Source organism: Chryseobacterium sp. GP-SGM7, assembly GCF_049166575.1.
GTDB lineage: Bacteria > Bacteroidota > Bacteroidia > Flavobacteriales > Weeksellaceae > Chryseobacterium.
On the sequence record NZ_JBMHFF010000001.1, the window covers coordinates 869,605 to 895,134 of the forward strand.

Below are 25,530 nucleotides of genomic sequence, written 5' to 3' on the forward strand. Positions count from 1 at the left end.
TAATTTTTAAAGATAAACAAAGGCGTTTCACTTACTGAAATAAAACAAATTTATAAATGCACAACAGGTATTTAATAGTTTCTCAAATTAAGATATACAATGACGTTTCACTAATTTTCGAAAAAACAAGGATTGGATTGTTATCAATAATTTAAAGTTCCGATCATGAAAGTTTTAGAAGCATTTAAAGCTTTTGAGTTTTTTGTAAGTTCTTTTACAACCCCTTTATTTTTAATATAATTTGAATGTATAAAATAAGTATCTTTATCTTCTCTTGTGATGAAACCGGTATGAAAATCAAGTCCGACAATGTACACCTGATTTTTATTTTTACTTAAAATGTACTTTTCTAAATCCTTTCGTTCGCTGAAATATTTGATGTCACTGCAAAGTTTTTTTATCATTACCGATGAAGCCTGTTGCGCCAAATAAGCTCGATTAATATCAAAACCAAAATCGGTCAACGTATTCGTTACAAAATATCCACACGCAATTGTTCCTTTTTGTGGCTCTCTCGATGTTCCGTTAAATGACCATAGAGTAGAAGTCCAGTAATTCGGAACATCGTAATTGATAAATTTAAACAGATAATTTTTTTTCTCTTCTTTTGATTTTTTATTAATTGAACTCAAAAAATCTTTGTATGGAACTTTCTTCCTTTCAGAATTTTCTATTGATAAATTTTTATCAGATTCAACTTTTGATTTGTTGCATCCGATTATGGTTAAAAAAAGCAGGGTGAAAAGATATTTCATTAACTGATTAAACGTTTCTCAACTTACTGTTTTTATATCCGTAGCAGAAGTAAATCACCAAACCCACAGCAAACCAAATTCCGAAATAGAACCAGTTTTCGTGACTCATTCCTGTTAAAAGATATAAACAAGAACTCAATCCAATTAAAGGAATCAGGGATAAATTTTTAATGAAAGTTAAAATACAAAGTCCTAAATTAATTAATATAAAAAAGAAAATAGAAGCTTTGAATTCACCTTCTTTAGGATCGTTCCATTCCATCAAATGGTTGAAAAAATCAGGTTGAAAAAAATGAAAACCGATCAACCCACCAATAAAAATAACAGGAAAAATAATCTTTCCATTAATATAAGGAAGGTGAAATCTGCCCTTTATTTTTGTTTTTGGAGGAAGCATTAAAACGCCTGCACAAACCAAAACAAAAGCGAAAATAGTTCCGATACTTGTAAAATCTAAAATGAAGCTTTTATCAGTAAAGATAATAGGAACACCCACTACAATTCCCGTAACAATCGTTGCAAACGCCGGAGTTTTGTATTTTGGATGAACATCCTGAAACTTTTTAGGCATCAATCCGTCACGACTCATTGCATACCAGATTCTTGGCTGTCCCATCTGGAAAACCAATAAAACTGTGGTAATCGCTACAATTGCGACGAATGAAACCGTCAATTCCATCCAGGCAACGTTTGCGTTTGTTTTTTCAAAGATGAATGATAAAGGATCGCCGACTCCGTCGAATTTTCTGTAGTCAACCATTCCGGTTAAAACTAAAGTAAGACAGATGTAGATTACTGTACACAGAGCCAAAGAGATAATCATTCCTTTCGGTAATGTTTTTTGCGGATCTTTGGTTTCTTCAGAAAGTACACTTAAAGCATCAAAACCAATATAAGCAAAGAAAACTCCTGAAACGGCGCTCATCACTCCGGCAAAACCATTCGGCATAAAAGAAGGATTTCCGGTTTCTAAACTTACGGGAGTCCAGTTTTCCGTATTGATATAAGAAAAACCAACCAAAATAACCAAAACGATAACAGCAAGTTTTAAAATAACCAAAGAATTATTGAAGTTTTTACTTTCTTTTACGCCTCTGTAACACAGCCAGGTAATCAATCCGTTAATTACCAAAGCCGGAACATCAACGATGAATTTTAAACTTCCTAATAACGGTGCGTTAACCCAAGCGTTTATCAATTCTTTATTTTCTGAACCATTTTGAAAAGCTTTTTTCGCTTCGGTATAACTGCAGGTTAAATAATCAGGAATATGCATTCCGAGACGCTCGAGAAAACTTGTAAAATAATCTGACCACGAAAAGGCAACATAAATATTTCCGAAAGAATATTCCATAATCAGTGCCCAGCCAATTACCCAGGCAATCAATTCCCCAAAACTTGCGTAAGCATAAGTATAGGCAGAACCTGCAGTTGGAATTCTACTTGCAAACTCAGCGTAACATAAAGCAGTAAATCCACATGCAAAACCACAGATCAGATAAAGAAGAATAACACCGGGACCGCCTCTGAAGACTGCTTCGCCTAAACTGCTGAAACTTCCCGCTCCGATAATTGCTGCAATACCAAAAAATACGATATCCCAAACTCCTAAAACTCTGTGTAAACTCGTTGATGTGTCTGTTTCTGAGTATTGTTTTCTTCTGAAAAGTTGATTCATTCAATGACAATTTATGTTGAAAAAAACAAATGTAATTATTTCTGATAAATAATTAAGATTTTCTTAATATTTCTTATTGAAAAGTTAATTAGTATTAAAAAATAATCCACATACTAACATTATGTGAAAAGACTTGTTTATACAATATCTTTTCGATATTTTCGTTGATAATTTGTGGATAAAATCTTATCTGAAATTTAAAATAAATGGTCTTATTTTTGATGACCTTCCCATTTTAAAATTTGATATTAATGAAATCAAAAAAAATACTTTTAGCGGCTGCTGTTTTCTATTTCGGAGTTTCCGAAGCGCAACAGTCTCAATACTTTACCCAAAAGGAAAACTACAGGTTTAATCTTGCCGAAAATCTCTATCAGACCAAAATATATAACGCTTCTCAATACGAATATGCACGTCAGTATTTCTATAATCAGAATCTGGCGCAGTCGAAAAAAGAGGCAGCGCAGTTCTTTGATAACGTGATCGGAGTGATCCTTCAGAAAAATCATGCAGAAGACGGTTTGACAGCTTTTATGAAAGAATATCCGAACTCGGCCTATTTTGCTCAGGCAAATTTACCTTTAGCGGATTATTATTTGGCTAAAAAAGATTTTAAAGAAGCCTTGAAAACCTTAAAAAAGGTAAATCAATATCAGTTAACTCGTGAAGAAAACACGCAGTATATATTGAAATTGGGTTATGCTAAATTTATGATGGGCGATTCTAAAGGTGCTATTGATGCATTGGAAGAAGCTCACAAAACTGCTGATGAATCTCAAAAAGGCGACATCGCTTACATGTTGGGACATTTGTATTATTCTAAAAGACAGAATGATCAGGCGTTTCAATATTTTGATTCGGTAAAAGATCAGCCTAAATTTTCAAAACTGGTGCGTCCGTACTATGTGCAGATGTATTATAATGATAAAGATTATGATAAAGCGATTTCGGAAGGAAATGCTTTGCTAAACGAAGATATTTCAGAATCTTACAAAGCAGAAGTTCATAAAATCATTGGTGAATCTTATTTCATGAAAAATGATTATAATGCTTCTTATCCGCATCTGAAAGATTATCTGAGTGTTCAGCAAAACCCGTCAGAAAATGATTTGTATGAAATGGGGTTTGTTGCAGCACAGCTGAAAAAATATGATGAAGCAGTTTCTTATTACAACCAATTGTTAAACAGCAATTCGGCTTTGGCTCAGAATGCTTATTATCAGTTAGGAAATGCTTATCTGGCAGTCGAAAAAAAGCAGGAAGCTCTTTCAGCTTTCCGTTCGGCTTACCAGATGGATTATGATAAGAGTGTGAAAAAACTGGCGCACGAACAGTATGCAAAATTAAGTTACGACATCGGGAATCCGTTTGAAAATCCTACAAATGTGATTCAGAACTATATTACCATCAACAATAACGATGCGAAAACTTCAGAAATGAGATCGCTTTTGGTGAAATCTTATCTGTATTCCGGTAACTTTAAAGAGACTTTAAATGCGATTGATAAATTACCAAATTCTACTCCTGAAACAGATAAGGTTGACCAGGAAGTTTCTTATTTATTAGGAACGGAAGAATTTAACAAAGGAAATTTTGACGAAGCTGAAAAGTATTTCCTGAGAAGTTTAGAATTTGATTTAAATAAAGAATTCCACAGCAGAGCGTTGTATTGGTTAGGACAGGTTTATTATCAGAAAGGAAATTATCCTTCTGCAATTGCCCGTTACGAAAAACTGACGAACGAAACTTTCCCCGAAAAACAGCAGCTTTCTTACGATTTGGGATATGCGTACTTTAAATCTAAAAAATTTGATCAGGCTGAACAGTTTTTTACACAATATTTAAAAAATCCAAAACCTGAGTTTAAAAATGATGCCGAACTTCGTTTAGCAGATATTAATTACGCCAATAACGATTTGGATCAGGCAATTGCGATTTACGATAAAAACAATGATGATGCTACAGATTATACTTTATACCAAAAAGCTTTGGCTTTAGGATTTAAAGATGATAATGCTGCAAAAATTACCAACTTAAAATCATTGATTTCAAAATATCCTGCGTCTGAATACATCGATGATGCACAGTATGAAATCGGAGTTGCATACGCTGCTCAGAATGATTACGTCAATTCAAATGATTTCTTCGGAAAAGTTATTAAATCTTCTTCTGATAAAGATTTGGTAGCCAATGCATTGATTTACAGAGCGCAGAATTATATCGACCAGAATCAAAATGATAAAGCATTATCTGAGCTTAAATCTTTAGGTGAACAATATAAAAATACGGCTTATGCACAGAAAATTGTTCAGGCTGCAAAACCTATTTTCACGAAAAGCGGAGATGTTTCAGGTTATGAAAGTTTCGCAAGAAATATCGGTGTAAATGTTGATGCTTCGGAAATTGACGAAATCAACTTATCAACCGGAAAACAATATTTCACGAAGAAAGATTACAAAAATGCCATTTCTTATTACGAGAAATATTTAACTCAAAATCCTACAGGAGAAGGTCTTTACCAGGCTAAATATGAGTTGGGAGAAAGTTATTATCAGACGAATAATCCTACAAAAGCATTGCTGGTTCTTCAAGAAGTTGCCAATGTTCAGAACGATTATCAGGACGATGCAGCAACGAGAGTTTCTCAGATTTATATTTCCCAAGGGAATTTTGCCGAAGCTAAAAAATATTTGGAGAACATTAAAAATTCATCGAATATCAACGTTAAAAATTATGCTAATGTTGAATTGATGAAATTGTATGCAGAAGAAAAGAATTTCTCAGAAGCAGAAAAATTAGCAAATGCCGTAATTGCCAACAGTAAAAATTCTGCGGCGGTAATTGAAACTGCAAAAGTAATTAAGGCAAGAAGTCTGATGAATTCTGGGAAAGATAAAGATGCGCAAACAGCATATTCTGCTCTAGAAAAATCATCCAATACGGAAGTTGCGGCTGAAGCATTTTACGCAAAAGCATTCTATCAGAATAAAGGAAAAGCCTTTAAATCTTCCAACGAAACCATCTTTAAAATTGCCAATAATTATGCTTCAGAAGATTATTGGGGCGCAAAAGCTTTGGTTTTAATGGCGAAAAACTATATTGGTCTAAAAGATAATTACCAAGCGAGTTACACTTGCGACCAGATTATCTCAAACTATGCAGATTTCCCTGAAATTGTTGCAGAAGCAAAAGAGGTTAAAAAACAGATTAAAAAGTAAAATGTATAATGTATCAATGGGTGAGTATTTAAAATTTAAATCATGAATACTTCATCACAAATACTTAAATACAATAAGCAATGAACAAGAAAATTCAAATATTATCTATATTATTTCTGGGGATTTCGTCTGTAGCGTTTTCCCAAATCAAAGAAGAAAAGCTGATTCTTAACAAAAAAAGAGAGCCGGAAGTAAAGAAAATCGAGAAGAAAAAAACTTCTGTGGTGATTGAAAAAAACTATCCACCTGAAGAGAAGTCAGCGAATCCGGTAAAATATACCATTACGGATGTTCCAGCAGTTTCAGATTTTAAAACTTCCACAATTCAGGGAGAAGATGTTGCTCCGAAATTTGACGGAACAGCTCAAAATAACTATTTCCAAATTGGGATGGGTAATTACGGAAAGATTTTAGCGGATGCCAATATTTCTACAACCCTTGAAAATAAACTGGAAGTTGGTGCAGATGTTCATGTTTTGTCTACAAACGGACTGAAAAAAGATTATCCTTGGGATTCTAAGCAAAGTTCGGCGACTTTAGGGGCTTTCTTAAATTCTTACGGTGAAAAGGGAAAAATCAATGTGAACGCAGAATATGGTTTAAACAATTATAATTATTACGGAATTTATGCCGTAAATCCTTCTGCTGATGTTGATTTGCAACAGAAAGTCAATCAGTTTAAGGTAAACGGTTATTATGATTTTTATTCTAATGAAATTCTGAATGATATAAGAGTAAAATCTTCATTTTTGAGTGATCATTTTGATGCCAAAGAAAATCAGGCTTCGATCTTGGCAAACCTTTCAAAACACGCAGTTGAGCTTGGAAAAAGCGGGATTGTAATGAATGCTGATCTAGGATTAGGTTTAGAAACCGTGAAAACTGATTTTACTTTATTAAATAAAAATTCAGCGACATTTTTTAATGGCGGAATTACTCCGAAATTAACTTTTGCAAAAGGAGAATCTTACTTGATGTTAGGCTCCGGAATTAATTTCCTGAATGCAAGAAATTCAAATCTGATTTTAGCAGAAGAATTGAAAAACAATAAAACGTATTGGTTTCCGCAGGCTGAATTTCAGGTGGCGGCTTCTAAGGAATTCAAGTTCTATGGTGGAGTTGACGGTGGTTTAAAACTAAATACTTACGCAGAATTACTACAGGAAAATCCGTTTCTGGTATCTGATCAGATGTTGAGACCAACGGAAACTCAGTATCATCTATATGCAGGTTTGAGAGGAGATATTGATGAAACTTTTAAATATGATGTTTCTGCAGGATTCGGAAAAATGAAAAACATTATGTTCTTCGGAGCCAATAATCTTTTTACCAATGAATTTACTTTAGACAGACCCGGTTACGATTTTGCAAATACTTTTTCTGCCATTTATGACGACGGAAATGTAAGTGATATCAAAGGTAGTTTGCAGTATTTTCCTTTAGAAAATTTAATTTTGGATGCTGATGTTCGATTTTTAAAATATGATTTAAAAAATTACAAAAACATTTATAACGTTCCTTTAGTCACAGGAAGTATCGGTGCGAAATACACAATGTTTGAGAAAAAGTTATCATTAGGTTTCAAAGGAATTTTCGCAAGCGACAGAACGACAAACTCGTATATGCTTGAAGGAGTGGGAAGTCCGTCAATGATTTTCCAATCTGCAGAAGATACAAATGATAAAGTGGGAGGTTATGCAGATTTAAATCTTTCGGCGGAGTATAAAGTTCACAAAAATTTCAGTATTTTCGCACTCGGAAACAATCTTCTGAGCTCAAAATACCAAACGTACAAAGGCTACAAAGTTCTTGGTGCGCAGATTGCGGGAGGAGTGAAGATTACATTCTAAAATATGGGTAATGAGTAATTGATAATATTTAATTTACTGATTATTAATTACTCACTACTTATCAAAAACGGCTTCGTAGTTCAACTGGATAGAATGGCGGATTTCGGCTCCGTTGGTTGGGGGTTCGAATCCCTCCGAAGTCACTCTAAGGGAGAGACCACTTTTATCAGTGGTTTTTCCTTTTTTTTATTTTGTAAACTATTGTTAATTAGTAAGATAGATGATAGGGCAGAGTTGATGTTCTCCGCAGTTTGGACATTTCAAAAAACCTATTAAAGGAAAATGATTGTTGGCAATTACTTTTACTTGTGATCTTTCTTCCCAGCTTTTCGCACTCAAAACTCTTTGGACTTTGTAAAATAATAATTCTGAAATTAACTTTTCATGAGTAGCGTCTACGAGACAAGCTTCTTCATCTTTGTAGGCTTTAATATACCTGTTGTGCATTTATGGGAAAATATTAAACAAACTGAAAATCAAAAACTTGTATTTCTTTGATAAGCGAAGCGCCCTTGTTTTACTTTATGAAACTTATTATGAATTGGATATAAAGCTGTGTTTGTGTAATTTCGTAGGATATTTATAAAAAATGAACTTAGATATAATTTCTTCTGAATTCATTTCCTCTCCTGAATTGATTGATAAACTTAATCAAAACGGTATCACCAAAGTCTACCAGGAAGGCGATGTGATTGTAGACGAGAATTCGTCTATCCGTGCTATTCCCATTGTGATGAAGGGACTGCTGAAAGTTATCAGAACGGAAGAAGACGGTCGAGAGATTATGCTTTATTACATCAAAGCCGGCGAAAGCTGCATAATGTCTTTTTTAGGCGGAATGCACAACGAGAAAAGCATCGTGAGAGCCGAAGTAGAGGAAGATGCAGAAATTTTTTTTCTTCCCATAGACAAAGTTTCTTTGTTCATCAAAGAATATCCTGAATGGCTGGATTATATTTTCAGACTGTATCACAAACGTTTTGAAGAATTGCTGGATATCATCAACGCTATTGCCTTTAAAAAAGTGGATGAAAGACTGCTGAATCTTCTCACAAAAAAATCTGAAAATCTCAATTCTAAAACAATTATTGTAACCCACGAGCAACTGGCCAATGAGCTTGGAACTGCAAGGGTAGTGGTCTCCCGACTTCTGAAACAGCTGGAAGATTCCGGAAAATTAAAACTCGGACGAAATAAAATTATACTTTCAAGCAATCTTTAGGTCTTATGTAACAAAAGTAGCGGTAGATCATTTCCAATCTTACCAATTTTGCAACATAAAGTTGAGAATATGGAAATTTTCGGATATATCGCTTCGGTTTTTATTGGTATTTCTTTGGGATTAATCGGTGGCGGAGGGAGCATTCTTACCGTTCCCGTTCTGGTCTATCTTTTTGGATTAGATACTTTTCTGGCAACAGAATATTCACTTTTCATTGTAGGAATCAGCAGCTTGGTTGGCTCATTTTCTTATTTCAAAAAACGATTGGTGAATTTCAAAACGGCTTTTGTTTTCGGTGTTCCATCCATCATTTCCATTTTCCTTACAAGGAATTTTCTTCTTCCTTTAATTCCTGATAAGATTATAAAATTTGAAAACTTTCTCGTAACCAAAGACATTTTTCTGGTACTGGTTTTTGCAGGATTAATGATTGTCGCTTCCTATAAAATGATTCAAAAAGGAGTAAAATTAGAAATCGAAAAGCTCTCTTCACAAAACAACAGTTCACTTTTGGTGACAGGAAAAGGTTTCGTTGTCGGTATTCTGACAGGTTTGGTAGGAGCAGGAGGCGGATTTATGATAATTCCTGCATTGGTTAATCTATTGAAAACACCGATGAAAACAGCCATCGGAACTTCTTTGGTCATCATTTCTTTAAATTCTCTGATCGGATTTTTTTCATCAATGAATCACATTAAAATAGAATGGAATTTATTAGGAAGAATCTCCGCAATTGCCATCGTTGGAATCATCATTGGCTCAAAATTATCAAAAAAAATAGATGGTAAAAAGCTCAAGCCTGCTTTCGGTTGGTTCATTCTGGTGATGGGAATTTACATCATTATCAAAGAACTTTTCTTATGATATTATTTGGGCAGCTTTGTCCGCCTTCCAATCTCACTTTTATGCTCGTCGTTCCTTCTAACTAAAGAGTTAAGTTCAAATCGAGGAACGAGATTCGCCGATTCCTTTAAAATAAATAAAAGAAACAGGGACAAATCGGGCTGCGATCATTCGGCGTTTCAAAATAGGAGATAATTAATAAAAATCTTATGTAACAAAAGTAGCTGTACAACAGAATTAAAACCCGGAAATTTGTATCAAATTAAAATATCAAAATGCAAATAGAACAGATTTATACAGGGTGTCTCGCTCAGGGAGCTTATTATATTGTTTCTGAAAATGAAGCCGCAATCATTGATCCTTTAAGAGAAACTCAACCTTACATCGAGAGACTGGAAAAAGACAATTTAAAATTAAAATACATTTTTGAAACGCATTTCCATGCAGATTTTGTAAGCGGACACGTTGATTTAAGCAAAAAAACAAATGCGCCAATCGTGTACGGACCGACTGCAAATCCCGAATTTGAAGCCATAATTGCTCAAGACAATCAGGTTTTCGAAGTTGGAAATATCAAAATAAAAGTTCTGCATACACCGGGACATACGATGGAAAGTTCTTCCTATTTATTAATCGATGAAAATGGAGAAGAAAAAGCGCTTTTCAGTGGAGATACTTTGTTTTTGGGCGATGTCGGTCGTCCGGATTTGGCACAGAAAGCGGCAAGTATGACTCAGGAAGAATTAGCGGGGCTGCTTTACGATAGTTTGTGTCAGAAGATTTTACCTTTGAATGACGATATTGTTGTTTATCCCGCACACGGAGCGGGTTCTGCCTGCGGAAAAAATATGCAGAAAGAAACCGTTGATACGTTGGGCAATCAAAAGAAAACCAATTATGCATTGAATCAAAAAGACAAAGAAAGCTTTATAAAAGCCGTTACAGAAGGACTTCTTCCTCCACCGGCTTATTTCGGGATGAATGTAGCGATGAATAAACAAGGCTACGAAAGTTTTGATGCGGTTTTATCTAAAGGTCTTTGTGCACTTTCTCCCAAAGAATTTGAAGAAACTGCCGAATTTTCTGGGGCTTTGATTCTTGACGTCAGAAATAATGATGATTTTGCGAAAGGTTTTGTTCCTCAGTCGATTAATATTGGACTAGACGGAGATTTTGCACCTTGGGTCGGAGCTCTGATTGTAGATGTAAAACAACCTATTTTGTTAATTACCTATGAAAACACTGAAGAGGAAACGGTCACAAGACTCAGCAGAGTAGGGTTTGACAATGTTTTGGGTTTTCTGAAAGGTGGTTTTAAAGCCTGGAAGAGCAGCGGAAAAGAAATTGACAAGGTTCACCGAATTTCTGCTACAGATTTTGAAAACGAAATTAAAGATAAAGATGCTAAAATCATTGATGTACGAAAAGAAAATGAGTACGAAGCAGAACACGTCGATGAAGCCTATAACAAACCTTTAGCTTATATCAATGAATGGATTAACCATATTGAACCGACCAAACATTTTTATCTTCATTGTGCAGGTGGATACCGAAGTATGATGGCGGCGAGCATTCTTCTGGCAAGAGGTTTCAGAAATTTTACCGAAATTGAAGGAGGATTTAAAGCCATCGCACAAACTGATGTTCCCAAAAGCGATTTTGTATGTCAAAGTAAAGTTTTAAAATAATTTAAATAAATAATTAATGTTAGATATTATAAAAGAACCGTGGCCATGGTACATTGCAGGTCCGTTAATAGGACTTACCGTCCCGATATTACTGATCTTAGGTAATAAATCTTTCGGGATAAGTTCATCATTGCGACATATTTGCGCAGCCTGTATTCCGGCAAATGTGAGTTTTTTCAAGTACGACTGGAAAAAGGAATCCTGGAATTTGTTTTTTGTATTAGGAATTTTCTTTGGAGGAATGGTTGCTGCCAATTTCCTGGTAAATTCCGGAGAAATTACAGTCAATTCAAATCTTAAAGCAGAACTTGCGATGTACGGAATTACGGATTTCAGCAATCTTGTCCCGAGGCAACTGATGAATTTTTCAAGCTTGTTAACTTTAAGAGGATTCATTATGATGGTTGTAGGTGGATTTCTTGTAGGTTTCGGAACACGCTATGCCGGAGGTTGCACAAGCGGACACGCAATAATGGGACTTTCCAATCTTCAATGGCCTTCTTTAGTAGCGACCATTTGCTTTATGATCGGTGGGTTTTTAATGGCAAATGTAATTTTGCCAATCATACTTTCACTCTAAAATATTTAATAATGACAAAAGAAAAAGACATCCGGCATCAGGACAGCATTTGCACCAATGAAAGTCTTCTGAAACATCAATCGTACTACAACCTGAAATATCTTATTGTAGGAATTTTATTCGGAATTTTGTTTGTAAAGGCGGAAATTATCAGTTGGTTCAGAATTCAGGAGATGTTCCGTCTGCAATCGTTTCATATGTATGGTGTGATTGGGAGCGCAGTTTTAACGGGGATGATTTCTGTCTGGCTGATTAAAAAATTCAAAGTAAAAACCATCTACGGAGAGAAAATTTTTATTGCTCCTAAGACATTCAATAAAGGCCAAATTTATGGCGGATTGATTTTCGGATTTGGATGGGCAATTACCGGCGCTTGTCCGGGACCTCTTTTTGCTCAGATCGGAACAGGAGCTTTTGCGGTTGTCATTACTTTATTGAGTGCTGTTGCAGGAACTTGGGTCTATGGCTACGTCAGAGATAAACTGCCGCATTAATCTTAAAAAAATAATTGTGTTTTCATAAAAATAACTAGAGACTTACTGTTAGCCAAATTGATTAATCGACGTGTAATAACAGGTTTATTTAAATTCATTATGGAAGTGTAGAGAACCATTCTTGAAAGTGCGGTTCTATATTAATAGAATTGTTTTTCGACTTGGAATCCTTCCTAAAGGCTTTGGATTAATTCAGAATCTGATATTCACATGAGCTATTCTGAAATTATTTGGAGAAATGCCTTTGACTGACTTAAAATATTTTCCAAAGTGGGAATTATCATTGAAACCTAGTTCATACGAGATTTCGATGATCGAAAGAGAGGTGTGAAGCAACAATCTTTCAGCTTCCAGAATGACACGGTTTTTAATAACCTGACCTGCTGTTATATCAAGAAATTCTTTGACCAATGTGTTAAGATAGCTGGAATTTATATTTAATTGATCAGCATATTTTGAAGTCGTTTTTAATTCTTTATAATGAACATTTACAAGGTCATTGAAGTCATCCACCAATTTCTTCTTATGATCTACAGACCGGTCGATCACATTTTTTTTTGACGAATTTCGAATATACTTCAGCATAAGTACTTTCAGAAGAAGGCATAGGATCTCTTTCTTAGATTTACGCTTAGATTGATATTCATTATGCAGTTCCAAAAATGTCCTGTTAATATCAAATAAATTATCAGATTTTGGTGAAATAAATGGCGAGACATTCCGAAGGGCAGTATCGCTCCTGATCATTTTATTACCCGTGTAAACGTGGTTATAGAATGATTTGGTAAAGAATATCACATCACCCTCATTTGATTCGCTGCATTTGAAACTGTAGACCTGATTGTAGTTGATGAAAAAAAAACGATTTACGTCAAGAGCAAATTCCCGATTATCAATTACAACAGAGCCCTCTGCACGCCTGAAAAACAGGACAGCATAAAATTTATTTTTATAATGCACTTCTGACGTAAGTTTTTTATAAAAATCAGAAAAAGGCATCATCAGAAATTCATTTCTGGTTTCTGAGCTTTTGTCGAGCTTTTTTAGTGTCAGAGAAATTATATTTGAAATCAAATTCTGTTATTTAAAATCAAAGATATTGATATTAATTAAATCCCGATTTTTTTGATTTCAGTCTGTGGAGATCAATTTTGATGATCTAAGATCTTCAATTCTGCAGGAAAGATTTCGTAGTCGATCAATTTATCTACATATTCTGAATTCATTGCACGCAATACAGCCAGGTAATTCATGCTAAAGTCTACAGTATCTCCGACCTTCAAATTATTCAGGTTCTCGGAAAGATCCAATATCATCATATCCGAACTTGCACCGATGATTTTGACATCCTTTGTAAGAGGGACGATCTGTTTGGGGTCGATATCCAGCACACCAACGTCAACAATTGCTCTGAAAGAAGTTTTTCCTCTATTTGAAATATCGTGTTGAGGTGTTTCACCTGTAAGGTTAGTTCCGGCATTCCCTGCAGGTATCATTGGCTTTTGTGCAATTTCAATGATCTCGGCGGTAAGTTTGAATACATCCTGATACATCCCACTGATGGTAGAGTCGTTGTAGACATCTGTACCGAAAAATAAAGATTCTCCAACTCTGAAATGATTGATTCCAGAATGGATTTTATCCTGGAATATCAAAGGAATGGTAACTGATGATCCTGCGGAGATGAAAGGTATTCTCGTGCGATGCGATTCTTCTATGATCTCTTTAAAACTATGGAGTTTCATCAACTTTTTCTCATCCGGTAAAATACCATTCAGGCAGTTAAGGTTGGTTCCGATTCCTACAATATCAATGTTTGGAAATTTTTTCACTTTACCGAAAAAACGAGATAAATCCCTAACCATAATCCCTTCCCGCAATTCTCCCATTTCTACCATGATGACAATCTTGTGAATCTTGTTTTGCAACACGGCTTCTTTCGAAAGTGCTTTTACGGTTTCAATTTCACTGTTGAAACTCACATCGGCATATTTAACAATGCTTTTTGCCAGTCTTTTTGCCGGCGGTTTTATATATACAGTTTGAGTCTTGGGTGATATTGTTTTAATATGCTTCAGATTGGTCAGCCTGGAGTCACAGATCTCTTTATCAGAGAATTCGAGAAGACATTTCAGGAACATTTCATTTCCGCATAACAGTTTTGCAACCACAGCCCACTGAATGTGATGTTCTGTGAAAATCTGATCTAAATAATGGTAATTGTATTTTAATTTATTTGAATTAAGTGTAATATATGACATGTTATTTTTTTAATCTCATTTCAAGGTACTTGCTGGTGAAACCTAATTTTTTATAAAGATGTATAGCCGGATTGTCAGGTTCACAATGAAGGGCAATATCTCCTTGTGAAGCCTCGATTGCATGTTGCATCAGGAGTTTTCCTATTCCTCTTCCCCGCACTTTTTTATCGGTTGCAATATATACCAGGATATTTTCCGGAATATACCCGCTCATTCCTGTCCTGTTCACGACCACAGCGCCGGCAATTTTTTGATTTTCCGGGTCTGTGGCAGTTATGATTATTCCGCCAGGCTTGTTACCATATCCTAAAGCGTAGTCAATGGCATCAGCGATGTCACCTTCAGGATCACCAAATTGCTCCAGATGCTCAAATAGGAACTCAACAATTTCCTGTTTCTTATTTTCTTCTATTTTATTCTTTTCAGAATATTTTTTTATGTTCATTTTAAATTGAAATTTATCCTGGATGAGGAAGAAGGACATCATAGCCATCACCGACTTTTGTGCTATCTATCTTCTTTTCGTATCTGTTCTTTAAAAAGAATAGCGGAACAACCGTATTATTAATAATTTGTTTGAAAAAGTTTTCCATAAAGATTGATTTCCAGCTTTGTTCATCCTGATAGTTGAGAATGATAATATCCGCTCCATCATCCTTTGAGTACTCTGAGATTTGAAGTGCATTGTCTCCGGTCTCCACAAAATGAGAATCATATCGCTGCGAACAATATTCAAGTGTTCTCCTTACGTCAAGGTATGCCTTCCCAATTGTATTGACATTATCCTCCTTGCTGATTCCCAAAATATCAATAGAGCCTTTATTCTTTTTAGCAATAGTCAAAGAAAGGTCTATCTTGTCTGACAGATTATCAGTGACCCTCACAGGTACAAGTATTTTTTCAAATGTATATTTAGTGCAACTTTCCGGAACGAGAAGTACAGAAGTATTTACTCCTGTCAGTATCTCGTACGAAAGCGAACCGATTACGACCCTGATAAAATCCTGTTTTCCTGACGTACCACACACCACAAGGTCTACATCCTCATCATCTATTACTTTATTTATGCCGTTAATTAACGTATCAGATGTCAGTATGGTCTCAATGACCAATTTGGGGTACTCTGAGACCAGAGAAGTTTTCATCTTTTGAAAGGTCTTTTCGACGCGCTTCACATTGTTTTTGACAACATCTGCACCTAAAAGCTGTTTCCCGGTCTTATCAATCACAAAAAAATGATTAATATTATGCAATATGATAATGCGTGAATGATGCCTCAACGCGATATGCACTGCCATCTCTAAAGCATTCTTTGATTTTTCCGTGAAGTCAGTGGTTACTAATAGGGTACTTATAGAATTTTGCATAGTCTAATTATTTATCACGATGATATTGATGTGCAAAGTTCTGGTATTCTTAAATCAAAGTATGTTAGAATAACCAATGATGATGGTATAATTTATAGAATATGTAAAATTATTATTGTGATAAAACTAATTCGTTCAAGATCTGATTTGCCAAAGCTTTAAAAGCTGATTCTTAGAGTGCTTTTTGATATGTCAGTTGAGAATTATATTTTTGATTTGAGAATAGCCGTGCAGCCTCAGATTGCAAATATCATATAGCCAATATGAAATATTTAATCTTTTTAAGATGCATCAATCCTAGTAAAGTATTTTATATATCGTTTAAGTTTCATTATCTTTTTTTATCGTGGAGATTTACTTTACTGGCAGCTTCATTGTTGAAATAAAAAACAATTCTTCCATTGTGTGTATGGTCAGTAGGGATATACCAAAAGCATATTGGATGCAAGCTGAAGTTGCTTTGAAATCGTAGTGTCCGGAAGCGTACTCATGCAAAAGAGGGTGCTTTTTTAATTTTTTTGTATCTTACTAAAATCAATTATTCGAAATCATCAATTAAATAATATAAAAGTGTAATTATGAAAATAGGATTATTAGGATTTGGAAAGGCGGGAAAGGCTGTTGCGAATGTTATTCTTCAGAGCAGTGATTTTTCACTGGAGTGGATTTTAAAGAAAACTGATACATTAGACAATCTCTCCGCAAAAGATATTCTGGGAATCTCATCGCCAGATTGTGCCACAATATATTCTCAAAGTACAGTTGATATTAAAATATTACTGGAAGAGCATCCCGTAGACTTTATTATCGATTTTTCAAATGAGAATGGCATCCATCATTACGGAAAGGTTTCAGCATCAAAGCAGATCAAGATCATTTCCGCCATTTCCCATTACGGGGAAAACGAAGTCAGGCTTCTAAAGGAATTGGCAAAGGAGACCGCTGTATTCTGGTCACCAAACATAACTTTAGGAGTCAATTACCTATTATTTGCTGCCTCTCTATTAAAAAATATTGCTCCGGGCGTTGATATCGAGGTGGTCGAGGAGCATTTCAAGACCAAATCCGGAGTGTCGGGGACAGCAATGAAAATTGCTGAAACATTAGATATCGAGACTGACAGTATTAATTCTGTAAGAGCAGGCGGAATCGTCGGAAAACACGAAGTGATCTTTGGTTTCCCTTATCAGACCGTTCGGCTGGTCCACGAATCCATATCACGGGAAGCTTTTGGAAGCGGGGCCTTGTTCGTTGCCGAGAACCTGAAAAACAAACAGAAAGGGCTTTATAATTTTGAAGACATTCTCCGCCCCTTTTTCTTTGGCGAGACCGCCAAAAGTTTTTCCTGAAACCACAGAAAAAATAAAATGCCATTTAACATATGAATGGCATTTATTATCTATTCCTTGATTTCGGGTCTTTTTAAGAGTTCGATATTTTTCTCATTGAGCCTTTTTTCCAGCCATCTTTTAAGCTGAGGTTCGTTGATGCCTTTGCCGGAGTAAACCATAAAAAGCTGAAGTCTGGTGCTGTCCGTTCCTGCAAACTCAGATATTTTACCATACGAAACATCAGACATGTCGGGGAACAGGATCTGAAGTTCCTTTCCTAAAGTAGAATCGGAAACCTTATATTTATCAAGCTCCGACCGCAGATTGGACAATGCAATATCCTTCTCGGAAATGTTGGTGTTATTTTTATTAATTTCATTCAGAATCTCCGACTTGAGGTCAGAATTGTTCTGCCTGATATTAATTGTAGTATTAAACAGCCCATTATCAGCAAGCAATTTGTTGTATAATTTGATTTCTTCCGGTGTGAATTTTTTGTTCAGGAAAGCCACGTCAATCGTTTTGGGAGTGGCATTGTAATTTATTTTTTTATAAATTAATGTATAACCATTTTTTTCAAATTCTTTCTGGAGGAAAAGTTCTGCGGTCTTCGTAAATTTCTTCTCCTGAAAGAGGTTGTAGGCGAGATATGAACTCGGTATGATCATAATTAAAATCAGAAAAGTTATACTGTATCTGATTCTTTTCTCATATTTGTTATCGACAATAGAGGAAGGATATTTGAGATACTTTACAACAAGGAAGGTTGCGATGCATATAAAGAAGCAATTGATGGTATAAAGATAGAATGCTCCTACAAAAAAAGAAAAATTAAAAGTTGCCAAACCGAAACCGGCAGTACACAGGGGCGGCATCAACGCTGTAGCGATGGCTACGCCGGGAATGGGATTTCCTTTTTCAACCCTTGTGATCGCAATGACCCCAACCAGTCCACCGAAAAATGCGATGAGTACATCATAAATGTTTGGGGACGTTCTCGCAAGCAGCTCCGACTGCACATCTTTGAACGGACTGATATAAAAATATAGGGCAGAAACCAAAAGGCTTACCACGGTGGCGATCAAAAGATTTTTAAAAGATTTTTTAAGAAGCGTGAAATCGTATGTTCCAAGTGCAAATCCTGCACCGACGATCGGACCCATCAAAGGCGAAATCAACATTGCACCGATAATCACGGCAGTCGAGTTGACGTTTAGACCTACAGACGCAATGATTATCGCACAGGCCAGAATCCAGAGATTAGAACCACGAAAGGATATATTGGAAGTTACGTTTTCCAGAACCTTGTTTTTTCCCTCTTCACCATTATGAAGATTGATGAAGTTAAACATATTATTCATCACTTTGTGTTGTTTTAGAATTTTTGTTGAGTATAATATAGCCTATAATGCCACCTATAAGTGAAGCTGCAAATATACCGATTTTTGCCTGAGTCTGATATTCCTCGTGAGTAAAAGCCAGAGAAGTCACAAATAATGACATCGTAAATCCTATGGATGCCAGAAAACCTAGACCTAATAGATTGCGGATATTCATTCCATTGGGTAATTGTGCGATCTTTAATTTGATGAAGATGGCAGTGAAACCTACGACTCCCAATACTTTTCCTATCAATAAGCCGGCGGCAACACCCAATGCTACATTGGTGTTAAAAAGATTGTCAAAGTCGATATCTAAAGAAACACCAGCATTTGCAATGGCAAAAATAGGAATGATGACAAAAGTTACAATTGGGTGCATCGAATGTTCCAGCCTTTGAAGTGGAGGAGTGGCTGCGAGTGTTACTTCATTGATCTTTTCAAGAACATGCAGCTGATCATTAGTCAAAGTAGGCGTATTCTCTGTAGGATCTAAATTTTTAAATCGTTCGAGATAGCTGCTGATTTTGGTTATGAAGAGATTTTCTTTGATCTTGACATCTGCAGGAATGGTAAAAGCAGCAAGTACTGCCGCAATCGTTGCGTGGACACCGGAAATGATGAAGCACGTCCATACACCGCAGATGCCGAGGAAAGCAAAGAAAAAAATGGAACGTACGCCAAGTTTATTTCCCAGATACATCAAAGCAAGTATAAGAAGACCGATGGCCAGATATACTATTTCTATATTAGAAGTGTAGAAAAATGCGATAACCAAGACTGCCCCTAAGTCATCTACAATCGCCAATGCTGTTAAAAATACTTTGAGAGAAAGTGGAATTTTCTTTCCTAAGAGAAACAGTACACCCAATGCAAAGGCGATGTCCGTTGCCATCGGGATGCCCCAACCTTTATGCATTTCACCGGATGGATTAAGCAGTAAAAATATCAAAGCCGGCATCACCATTCCACCAACAGCTGCCACGATAGGCAACAGTGCTTTGCGGGGATTTGACAATTCTCCACCGATGATCTCACGTTTCAATTCCAGTCCCACCACGAAGAAGAAAATGGACATCAATCCGTCATTGATCCAATGATGAATACTGAAGTCAAAAAAAACATCTTCCTTCCACTGAAAACCAAAGGTCTGCTCCAAAAAGTGATGATAGCCATTCGATAAACCTGTGTTAGCAAATACTAATGCAATGATCACACTGATGCCCAAAAGCAATCCACCTGATTTTTCCTGTTGAATAAACCTTTGCATCGGCTGCGCAATCTTATCAATTGGCTTAGGGATTACGTCTTCTGTCATAATATCAAATTAACTGATCGCAAATTTATGAATACTAAAAAGAAAATTTATTACAGCTCAATAGATATTTTTGCAGTTAATGCTGATCCCTGTCAAGACTTTGACATTGAGAATGTAATATTATCCATAGAATTTTCAGGATTGGTTATTTTGTTCTTACAAAGATTCCTGCAATATTACAACTGCCAAAGTTACCATTAAGGTAGGTATCATGATGAGTATACCTAATTTTAGAAATTGCCATGCGCTTATATCGTATCCGTTTTTTCTTAGCTCTTTAATCCATAGAATTGTCGCGAGCGATCCTGTGATCGAAAGATTAGGTCCGAGATCAATTCCGATAAGTACAGCACTTCGGACAACTTCATGCAGATGTATGCCAGATAGCGTTGTTCCGGCAATGAGACCAGCCGGTAAATTATTGATCAGATTACTCCCAAATGCTGTGATAAGCCCTGCATTCCAGGCTGCTTTGTCTGGTGAAGTGGCGTCTAAATCGGCTAATTGCTTTGATAGGTTGCTGATAATGCCTGTCTGCTGCACCGCCTCTACAAGTATGAAAAGACCTGCAACGAGCGGTATTACCGACCAGGAGATATGGCGTATCAACTCAAGCGGACTTTTCTTACAGACAATTAATATCAGAATTGATGTAACTACACCAGAAAGAAATGTTGGGATACCAAGATCCCAATGTAAAAATGAGGAGAGTAGAAGTACGAATGTAGTAATGATAATTCCTGCCAAAGCAACTTTTCCTCCATTGCCTAATTTAAGGTATTTCTGTTCATCTGTAATTTCGTGATTTAAAAACTTTCTCTGGGTCCGGAAAAGGATGAGAAAAGTTATGCATACTGAAATTATCGAAGGAAGGGTATATATTTTTAGCCAGGTGATCAATGACGGAAGATTTGAACCATAAATAACAAGGTTGGCAGGATTGGAGATTGGCAGGAGGAAAGAAGCCGCGTTGGCGATAAAAGCACATATCAGTAAGTAAGGAAGCGGATTCTTAATCTTTGCCTTAGCGACGGCTACCGCAACGGCCGGCGTCAAAACAACTGCTGTAGCATCATTTGACATGAATATGGTTACTGCAAGACCTATCAGATAGATCAAAACGAATAATTTTGATGAGGAGCCTGCTGCGAGGTTTATCGCATGGGAAGCAAGCCAGTCAAATAGGCCTTCCTTTCGTGCCGATTCAGATAAGGTCATCATTCCTATCAGGAAAAGATAAACGTCAAGCCCTTTAATGATGCCTTTCCATGCGTCCTGATAAGTGATTGATCCAAAAATTAAAAGTAATACTGCACCACTTACAGCCCAAATAGATTCCTGAATCTTAAATGGTCTGATGATTACCCCTAAAATTGCCATAAGAGTAATTAGGTATATGAAAATATCTGTAGTCATTCTTCCAAGGTATGGATTTTAATAGCTCTAAGGAAAATTTAATGATTTGAACTCGGTGCGCACTCTTTCTTCATTGTCTCGGCATTATAAAACCAAAGTATAATCGATACGACAGCAAAGAACCCTAAAATTACAAACGCATGACTGTAACCGATTTGCTGGGCGATCCATCCGCCGATAGCAGGGCTTAACGCTGCACCTACACCCTGAACGGTCATTACAGCACCTTGCCCAATGTTGATCCGGCCGGTACCGTTCAATATATGAGCAACCAACGCAGGCACTGCGACACTCTGAAGTCCTGCACCGATACCGTCAAGGATCTGTACTGGATATAATCCGACTTCACTGATCATCTGCGAGGCGATGAGCCCTCTTATCGGAAGAGATATGAATGAAATGAGCATTATCATCCAGTATCCGTTCTTTTCTGCAATCTTCATCCCTGCTATTGAGGCAAGGATCATCACTACTTGAGCAATAATAACGGTTAAAGCCACAAACATGTAAGCATTTTCCTGCATTTTGGAAGCTGCCGCCATTCCATAAAGCGGAAGCAATGCACCGTTACCCAAATGAAAAAAAGCAAGTGCTGCTGCCAGTATAAGAAGAGGTTTACATTTCAGCAGAACCTTGAGGCCGCTGACATTTTCATTTTCTCCCTTATCGTTAGCAACACCTCTTGCAGCGTCATTATCAATACTTTTTGATGGAATCATAAGGACACTGACAATACTCAAAATTCCAAATAGTGCGGCAAGGAGTACAATGGCGTGCATTCCGTACTTTAGTCCGAGATAACCTGACAATCCTGCACCGACAACATTTCCGGCGTGGTTAAAAGCTTGGTTGAGACCATTTTGACGATTAAAACCTTTTTGCTTAACAATTCCTAATGTGATTCCCACTACAGCTGGGCCGATTGCAGCTCCTGCAATTGCAGTCGCCACCTGCGATAAACTTACAACCCAAAAATTTTGTGATAATAATATTAGTGCAGATGCTATAACAGTGAAGATTCCCGGGATGACTATAAATATTCTTTTACGTTTGGATGAATCAATAAGAGCTCCCGCCGGTGTGTGGTCATGATCATTCCTGCTATGCCTCCTAAAGACATTACAGTACCTATAGGACCGCTTTGCCATCCTTTTGATAGTAAGAAGATCCCTAAGAACGGCCCTATGCCTGCCTGCATATCTGCCATAAAGAAATTAAGCGCCTTCAATGCTGATAAAGGTTTTGACAGTCTTTGGGTTGCGTTTTTCATATGATTTCTTGGTATCTATATTCAGAAAAGCTTAAATGATCGATTGTCTCAAGTTTCTTTGAGTCAGATAATTGTCATTTCCAAAAAGTATTCCGATTTAAGTCCGACTGTCAATTATATTGAAATATCATATGAACTGGTAGATGAAGATATTCAGGAAAAGAAAGGAAAGTCAGGTAAAAGTCAAAAAAATCATGCTATGGATAACCATTCTATTGATATTGGCAGAAAATGATTAGACTTTCGAATAATAAATAATTATTTGACTTAGTCAAAATAATTGTGCGAATATAGAAGTACTGATAGGACAATTACACTTTTCCTGGGTGAAAGTTGTTTACAAAATCATTGTTTTTATGAATCTTGCTTATTATCCTAATAATAATATTAATAAAAATATTAAGAGTCTGTTTAAAAATCAAGGAGAAAAATGTTTAAGGATAAATGACTGATTAAGAAGTGATTAAGTATTAAATTGATTGTCAGTTTTTCATGTTATATATGAATAAAATTTAAACAGGCTCTAAAAAAAATAATTTTTGAAAGTTCAGCAAGCTTATCTAATCTTCCAAAATAGTGTTCGAAAAAGCACCTCCGGGGTCACAAATGCCATTGAGCACCAAATAATTTTAACAGATTCTGTTGGCATTATTTTTTATGAATGTCCATAATTAGTAAAACTTAATTTCTAAGGTTCTGCTTGTCATAGAAATCAGATATTAAAAGCTAGCTGATTTTTTAAAAACGGACATTCATATTTGATTATTCTATTCGATGAATAATGGTTCAAAAGTATATTTTGCCAAGAGGCTGCTTATGGTATTATCATTGTTTTTCAGCCAACTCTTTCAATTTATTATTCATTGCTTCATATCCTCGTCTGGTGTTATTGTCCAGCGTCTTTTTGAAAAGTGGTACAAGAATTCCAATAAAATTTTCACTCTGTACAAAAGTGGTTGATCCATTTTTGTTATCAATAAGTTCAAATTTGTGTTCTCCATCAAAAATTCCTCTGAATAGAAAGACGCCCAACCAACTAAATTTCTTGTTTGTTTCTATAGCTGTTAGAGTAGGTTTAAAATTATTTACACTCGCACCGGGCGGTTCAAGGCGTACTGTGATTTTATTTCCTGTTTTCACTTCTCCTGTCAAAGAAGTTACAAAGGGATTCCAATTGGGATAATTTTTGAAGTCTGTAAGTATTGCCCAGATTTTGTCGGGCGTCGCATTGATCGTGATTTCAGTTCTTAATAAAAATGCCATAGCTAATTTTTTTTTAAAATTTATGTTTTTATGTGAAGATTTATCTTGAAAATGAATAATAAAAAGTGGATAACAAAAAGCAATACTTTTAGTAAAAAATCCTTTAATCGTGTTTAATGCACTCGATTTTAATTGATTCCTGATAAATCATTACCGTAAATATAATAAATTAATAGGTTAACTTAGCAAATTAATTGAATTGTTATTCTACCATTTTTTAAGGTACTCTAAAAAGGATTGAAAATTTTACACGAAAGGGGTGGTTCTATATCAATACCGGAAAACATTTGTTTATTCTCCACGTTTTAGCAGATAATCACTTATTACTTTCCCTTCCGGTGATATCACCAATACCCCGGATATGTAATCGTGATCTTGTCCCGAAGTATATTTGATAGCAAATCCTTCATTGCATTTTGCAGCACTTCTGTAATAAAAAGTAACGGCAGGCTGAGACCATATGATTTTTCCCGTCATCACATCCAGGCTTTGTAGCATTACAGGTCCGTCCGTATTGGCGGTGGAACAAGTAGCAATAATTAAATTTTTAGCATCCTGATAAAGTAATTTTGGACTGAAAAACTTACGATTTGGTAGCAGATTGATACCAGTTGGTTTTAACGTAACTCTGTCAAGTATCATCTTCATCAGGTTGTCAGATGAAAAAATGTCAAACTCAAGCCAAGTATCGGGATAAGTGCTGTAGATCGCTTTTTCTGCCTCGTCACGTTTATCTGTCAGTAAATCTACTTTCGGGACATAATAATATTGATTACCGTCATTGGCCATCAGATCAAAGTAGTCATCACTGAGTTTTATTTTGGCTATTCCCGAGCGCATTTCCGGATGTTTGCTAAAAATAGATTGGGTCACATCCACAAGCTTATCATTTTTGCGGTCAATAGTAAACAATTTTTCACCGGGATAGGTCATATATATAGTCCCATCCTGAAAAACTTTGAAAGTACTTTGGTAATCATTCAGCCGCCTTGTGCGTTCAAATACTATATTATCTTGGAACTGTTTTTTGCTTACAGGATCGACAAAAACTGCGTGAGTATTGACATAGTCTACACTGTTATCTGCTCCGACAATATTTTCGCGCCCCAGTCTTAGCAACACAGCTTTGCCTGTATTTGAATTTTGATAGACAATATCTCCTCCATAATAATCATATTTTACTTTTTCTGTCTCAGCCGATATTGCTTTGGTAGAGCTTTTATTGAAATAATTAATCACCATAAAGAGTGTGAATACAAGTAATACTGCTATAATTACTGCTGAAGTTGGATTTTTTTTCGCGACCGTTGCTTGTGGTGAACTTTGATAAGGTGTCTGATTAATATTGATGTTGATATCGTCATTATCAAGGAAATATTCGGTATCGCAGTTGAGACATCGAAAATAATCCGCTTTGATTTCGGTCTTTTTAATACTACCACAGTTTGGACATTTGATTGCTTTGATATTCTTCGCCATATTCAGTTTTAATATTATTGTTTGGGATGAGCCCTATTGCCTCTGTTCTTATTGTAAAGCTGATTTTCATTTCTTAAAAAACTACCATAAACAATAATGAGTATCAAAATTGCAATAC

The 25,530-nt window shown here is 35.9% G+C and carries 23 protein-coding genes and 1 tRNA gene; 10 read left to right on the forward strand and 14 right to left on the reverse strand.

Going from position 1 to position 25,530, the window contains the following annotated elements:
* Nucleotides 1-143 precede the first annotated feature (143 nt).
* Entirely contained in the window at nucleotides 144-755 is a 612-nt protein-coding gene (locus tag ACOOWA_RS03925; protein WP_421373341.1) for a hypothetical protein, read from the reverse strand.
* Nucleotides 756-762: 7 nt separating this feature from the next.
* A complete protein-coding gene (locus ACOOWA_RS03930; protein ID WP_421373342.1) occupies nucleotides 763-2,433 on the reverse strand; it encodes an APC family permease in 1,671 nt (556 codons plus the stop codon).
* 251 nt (nucleotides 2,434-2,684) lie between these two features.
* Between ACOOWA_RS03930 and ACOOWA_RS03935 the strand changes: the two genes are divergently transcribed.
* From ACOOWA_RS03935 to ACOOWA_RS03945, 3 genes are all read left to right on the forward strand, one after another.
* Complete coding sequence (locus tag ACOOWA_RS03935; RefSeq protein ID WP_421373343.1) at nucleotides 2,685-5,651, forward strand: tetratricopeptide repeat protein; 2,967 nt, start codon at nucleotides 2,685-2,687, stop codon at nucleotides 5,649-5,651.
* Between the two features lie 80 nt (nucleotides 5,652-5,731).
* Nucleotides 5,732-7,501 (forward strand): TonB-dependent receptor, encoded by a 1,770-nt coding sequence (locus ACOOWA_RS03940; protein WP_421373344.1) that lies wholly within the window; start codon nucleotides 5,732-5,734, stop codon nucleotides 7,499-7,501.
* Between the two features lie 69 nt (nucleotides 7,502-7,570).
* Nucleotides 7,571-7,644, forward strand: a tRNA-Arg gene (locus tag ACOOWA_RS03945).
* 61 nt (nucleotides 7,645-7,705) lie between these two features.
* On the opposite strand, the gene ACOOWA_RS03950 is transcribed toward ACOOWA_RS03945, so the two are convergent.
* The gene (locus ACOOWA_RS03950) at nucleotides 7,706-7,948 is read right to left on the reverse strand and encodes a hypothetical protein (RefSeq protein WP_421373346.1); all 243 of its coding nucleotides are present in this window, start codon (nucleotides 7,946-7,948) and stop codon (nucleotides 7,706-7,708) included.
* 142 nt (nucleotides 7,949-8,090) lie between these two features.
* Here ACOOWA_RS03950 and ACOOWA_RS03955 point away from each other — a divergent pair, with 142 nt between their 5' ends.
* From ACOOWA_RS03955 to ACOOWA_RS03975, 5 genes are all read left to right on the forward strand, one after another.
* Nucleotides 8,091-8,723: a Crp/Fnr family transcriptional regulator gene (locus tag ACOOWA_RS03955; RefSeq protein ID WP_421373347.1), complete on the forward strand. Its 633-nt coding sequence runs from the start codon at nucleotides 8,091-8,093 to the stop codon at nucleotides 8,721-8,723.
* Nucleotides 8,724-8,792: 69 nt separating this feature from the next.
* Nucleotides 8,793-9,587 carry a sulfite exporter TauE/SafE family protein gene (locus ACOOWA_RS03960; RefSeq protein ID WP_421373349.1) on the forward strand — a complete coding sequence of 265 codons (795 nt, stop codon included), beginning with the start codon at nucleotides 8,793-8,795 and terminating at the stop codon, nucleotides 9,585-9,587.
* A 254-nt stretch (nucleotides 9,588-9,841) separates the two neighbouring features.
* Entirely contained in the window at nucleotides 9,842-11,254 is a 1,413-nt protein-coding gene (locus ACOOWA_RS03965; RefSeq protein WP_421373351.1) for an MBL fold metallo-hydrolase, read from the forward strand.
* 16 nt (nucleotides 11,255-11,270) lie between these two features.
* Entirely contained in the window at nucleotides 11,271-11,834 is a 564-nt protein-coding gene (locus tag ACOOWA_RS03970) for a YeeE/YedE family protein (protein WP_421373352.1), read from the forward strand.
* An 11-nt stretch (nucleotides 11,835-11,845) separates the two neighbouring features.
* On the forward strand, nucleotides 11,846-12,328 hold the full coding sequence (locus tag ACOOWA_RS03975) for a DUF6691 family protein (protein ID WP_421373354.1): 483 nt from the start codon (nucleotides 11,846-11,848) through the stop codon (nucleotides 12,326-12,328).
* Between the two features lie 192 nt (nucleotides 12,329-12,520).
* Here the strand turns inward: ACOOWA_RS03975 and ACOOWA_RS03980 are convergent, their stop codons facing one another.
* The 4 genes from ACOOWA_RS03980 to ACOOWA_RS03995 all read right to left on the reverse strand — a co-directional run bounded on the left by ACOOWA_RS03980 (nucleotide 12,521) and on the right by ACOOWA_RS03995 (nucleotide 15,956).
* Entirely contained in the window at nucleotides 12,521-13,402 is an 882-nt protein-coding gene (locus ACOOWA_RS03980) for a helix-turn-helix domain-containing protein (RefSeq protein ID WP_421373355.1), read from the reverse strand.
* Between the two features lie 71 nt (nucleotides 13,403-13,473).
* Nucleotides 13,474-14,589, reverse strand: a complete 1,116-nt coding sequence (locus ACOOWA_RS03985; protein WP_421373356.1) for an alanine racemase — start codon at nucleotides 14,587-14,589, stop codon at nucleotides 13,474-13,476.
* 1 nt (nucleotide 14,590) lies between these two features.
* Nucleotides 14,591-15,034, reverse strand: coding sequence for a GNAT family N-acetyltransferase (locus ACOOWA_RS03990; RefSeq protein WP_421373357.1), 444 nt, complete (start codon nucleotides 15,032-15,034; stop codon nucleotides 14,591-14,593).
* A 13-nt stretch (nucleotides 15,035-15,047) separates the two neighbouring features.
* A complete protein-coding gene (locus ACOOWA_RS03995; protein ID WP_421373359.1) occupies nucleotides 15,048-15,956 on the reverse strand; it encodes a universal stress protein in 909 nt (302 codons plus the stop codon).
* A gap of 578 nt (nucleotides 15,957-16,534) precedes the next feature.
* Between ACOOWA_RS03995 and ACOOWA_RS04000 the strand changes: the two genes are divergently transcribed.
* Entirely contained in the window at nucleotides 16,535-17,305 is a 771-nt protein-coding gene (locus tag ACOOWA_RS04000; RefSeq protein WP_421373360.1) for a 4-hydroxy-tetrahydrodipicolinate reductase, read from the forward strand.
* Nucleotides 17,306-17,355: 50 nt separating this feature from the next.
* On the opposite strand, the gene ACOOWA_RS04005 is transcribed toward ACOOWA_RS04000, so the two are convergent.
* The 5 genes from ACOOWA_RS04005 to ACOOWA_RS04025 all read right to left on the reverse strand — a co-directional run bounded on the left by ACOOWA_RS04005 (nucleotide 17,356) and on the right by ACOOWA_RS04025 (nucleotide 22,598).
* On the reverse strand, nucleotides 17,356-18,648 hold the full coding sequence (locus tag ACOOWA_RS04005) for a DUF389 domain-containing protein (RefSeq protein WP_421373361.1): 1,293 nt from the start codon (nucleotides 18,646-18,648) through the stop codon (nucleotides 17,356-17,358).
* On the reverse strand, nucleotides 18,641-19,984 hold the full coding sequence (gene nhaA, locus ACOOWA_RS04010; RefSeq protein WP_421373362.1) for a Na+/H+ antiporter NhaA: 1,344 nt from the start codon (nucleotides 19,982-19,984) through the stop codon (nucleotides 18,641-18,643). The genes ACOOWA_RS04005 and nhaA overlap by 8 nt, the downstream gene beginning before the upstream one ends.
* A gap of 156 nt (nucleotides 19,985-20,140) precedes the next feature.
* Entirely contained in the window at nucleotides 20,141-21,400 is a 1,260-nt protein-coding gene (locus ACOOWA_RS04015) for an arsenic transporter (RefSeq protein WP_421373363.1), read from the reverse strand.
* A gap of 38 nt (nucleotides 21,401-21,438) precedes the next feature.
* Nucleotides 21,439-22,464: an MFS transporter gene (locus tag ACOOWA_RS04020; protein WP_421374646.1), complete on the reverse strand. Its 1,026-nt coding sequence runs from the start codon at nucleotides 22,462-22,464 to the stop codon at nucleotides 21,439-21,441.
* Nucleotides 22,431-22,598 carry a hypothetical protein gene (locus ACOOWA_RS04025; RefSeq protein WP_421374674.1) on the reverse strand — a complete coding sequence of 56 codons (168 nt, stop codon included), beginning with the start codon at nucleotides 22,596-22,598 and terminating at the stop codon, nucleotides 22,431-22,433. Before ACOOWA_RS04025 ends, ACOOWA_RS04020 begins: the two co-directional genes overlap by 34 nt.
* 115 nt (nucleotides 22,599-22,713) lie before the next feature.
* On the opposite strand from ACOOWA_RS04025, the gene ACOOWA_RS04030 reads away from it, so the two are divergent.
* Nucleotides 22,714-22,905, forward strand: coding sequence for a hypothetical protein (locus tag ACOOWA_RS04030; RefSeq protein WP_421373364.1), 192 nt, complete (start codon nucleotides 22,714-22,716; stop codon nucleotides 22,903-22,905).
* Nucleotides 22,906-23,495: 590 nt separating this feature from the next.
* Here the strand turns inward: ACOOWA_RS04030 and ACOOWA_RS04035 are convergent.
* Together ACOOWA_RS04035 and ACOOWA_RS04040 are read right to left on the reverse strand one after the other, a co-directional pair.
* Nucleotides 23,496-23,933: an SRPBCC family protein gene (locus ACOOWA_RS04035; RefSeq protein WP_421373365.1), complete on the reverse strand. Its 438-nt coding sequence runs from the start codon at nucleotides 23,931-23,933 to the stop codon at nucleotides 23,496-23,498.
* Between the two features lie 291 nt (nucleotides 23,934-24,224).
* Nucleotides 24,225-25,412 (reverse strand): hypothetical protein, encoded by a 1,188-nt coding sequence (locus ACOOWA_RS04040; RefSeq protein WP_421373366.1) that lies wholly within the window; start codon nucleotides 25,410-25,412, stop codon nucleotides 24,225-24,227.
* Nucleotides 25,413-25,530 lie beyond the last annotated feature (118 nt).

Bases quoted from the DNA above. Each gene is read 5' to 3' on its own strand.
- ACOOWA_RS03925 (WP_421373341.1), bottom strand. From the start codon at position 755: ATGAAATATCTTTTCACCCTGCTTTTTTTAACCATAATCGGATGCAAC.
- ACOOWA_RS03930 (WP_421373342.1), bottom strand. From the start codon at position 2,433: ATGAATCAACTTTTCAGAAGAAAACAATACTCAGAAACAGACACATCA.
- ACOOWA_RS03935 (WP_421373343.1), top strand. From the start codon at position 2,685: ATGAAATCAAAAAAAATACTTTTAGCGGCTGCTGTTTTCTATTTCGGA.
- ACOOWA_RS03940 (WP_421373344.1), top strand. From the start codon at position 5,732: ATGAACAAGAAAATTCAAATATTATCTATATTATTTCTGGGGATTTCG.
- ACOOWA_RS03950 (WP_421373346.1), bottom strand. From the start codon at position 7,948: ATGCACAACAGGTATATTAAAGCCTACAAAGATGAAGAAGCTTGTCTC.
- ACOOWA_RS03955 (WP_421373347.1), top strand. From the start codon at position 8,091: ATGAACTTAGATATAATTTCTTCTGAATTCATTTCCTCTCCTGAATTG.
- ACOOWA_RS03960 (WP_421373349.1), top strand. From the start codon at position 8,793: ATGGAAATTTTCGGATATATCGCTTCGGTTTTTATTGGTATTTCTTTG.
- ACOOWA_RS03965 (WP_421373351.1), top strand. From the start codon at position 9,842: ATGCAAATAGAACAGATTTATACAGGGTGTCTCGCTCAGGGAGCTTAT.
- ACOOWA_RS03970 (WP_421373352.1), top strand. From the start codon at position 11,271: ATGTTAGATATTATAAAAGAACCGTGGCCATGGTACATTGCAGGTCCG.
- ACOOWA_RS03975 (WP_421373354.1), top strand. From the start codon at position 11,846: ATGACAAAAGAAAAAGACATCCGGCATCAGGACAGCATTTGCACCAAT.
- ACOOWA_RS03985 (WP_421373356.1), bottom strand. From the start codon at position 14,589: ATGTCATATATTACACTTAATTCAAATAAATTAAAATACAATTACCAT.
- ACOOWA_RS03990 (WP_421373357.1), bottom strand. From the start codon at position 15,034: ATGAACATAAAAAAATATTCTGAAAAGAATAAAATAGAAGAAAATAAG.
- ACOOWA_RS03995 (WP_421373359.1), bottom strand. From the start codon at position 15,956: ATGCAAAATTCTATAAGTACCCTATTAGTAACCACTGACTTCACGGAA.
- ACOOWA_RS04000 (WP_421373360.1), top strand. From the start codon at position 16,535: ATGAAAATAGGATTATTAGGATTTGGAAAGGCGGGAAAGGCTGTTGCG.
- ACOOWA_RS04005 (WP_421373361.1), bottom strand. From the start codon at position 18,648: ATGAATAATATGTTTAACTTCATCAATCTTCATAATGGTGAAGAGGGA.
- nhaA (WP_421373362.1), bottom strand. From the start codon at position 19,984: ATGACAGAAGACGTAATCCCTAAGCCAATTGATAAGATTGCGCAGCCG.
- ACOOWA_RS04015 (WP_421373363.1), bottom strand. From the start codon at position 21,400: ATGACTACAGATATTTTCATATACCTAATTACTCTTATGGCAATTTTA.
- ACOOWA_RS04025 (WP_421374674.1), bottom strand. From the start codon at position 22,598: ATGCAGGCAGGCATAGGGCCGTTCTTAGGGATCTTCTTACTATCAAAA.
- ACOOWA_RS04035 (WP_421373365.1), bottom strand. From the start codon at position 23,933: ATGGCATTTTTATTAAGAACTGAAATCACGATCAATGCGACGCCCGAC.
- ACOOWA_RS04040 (WP_421373366.1), bottom strand. From the start codon at position 25,412: ATGGCGAAGAATATCAAAGCAATCAAATGTCCAAACTGTGGTAGTATT.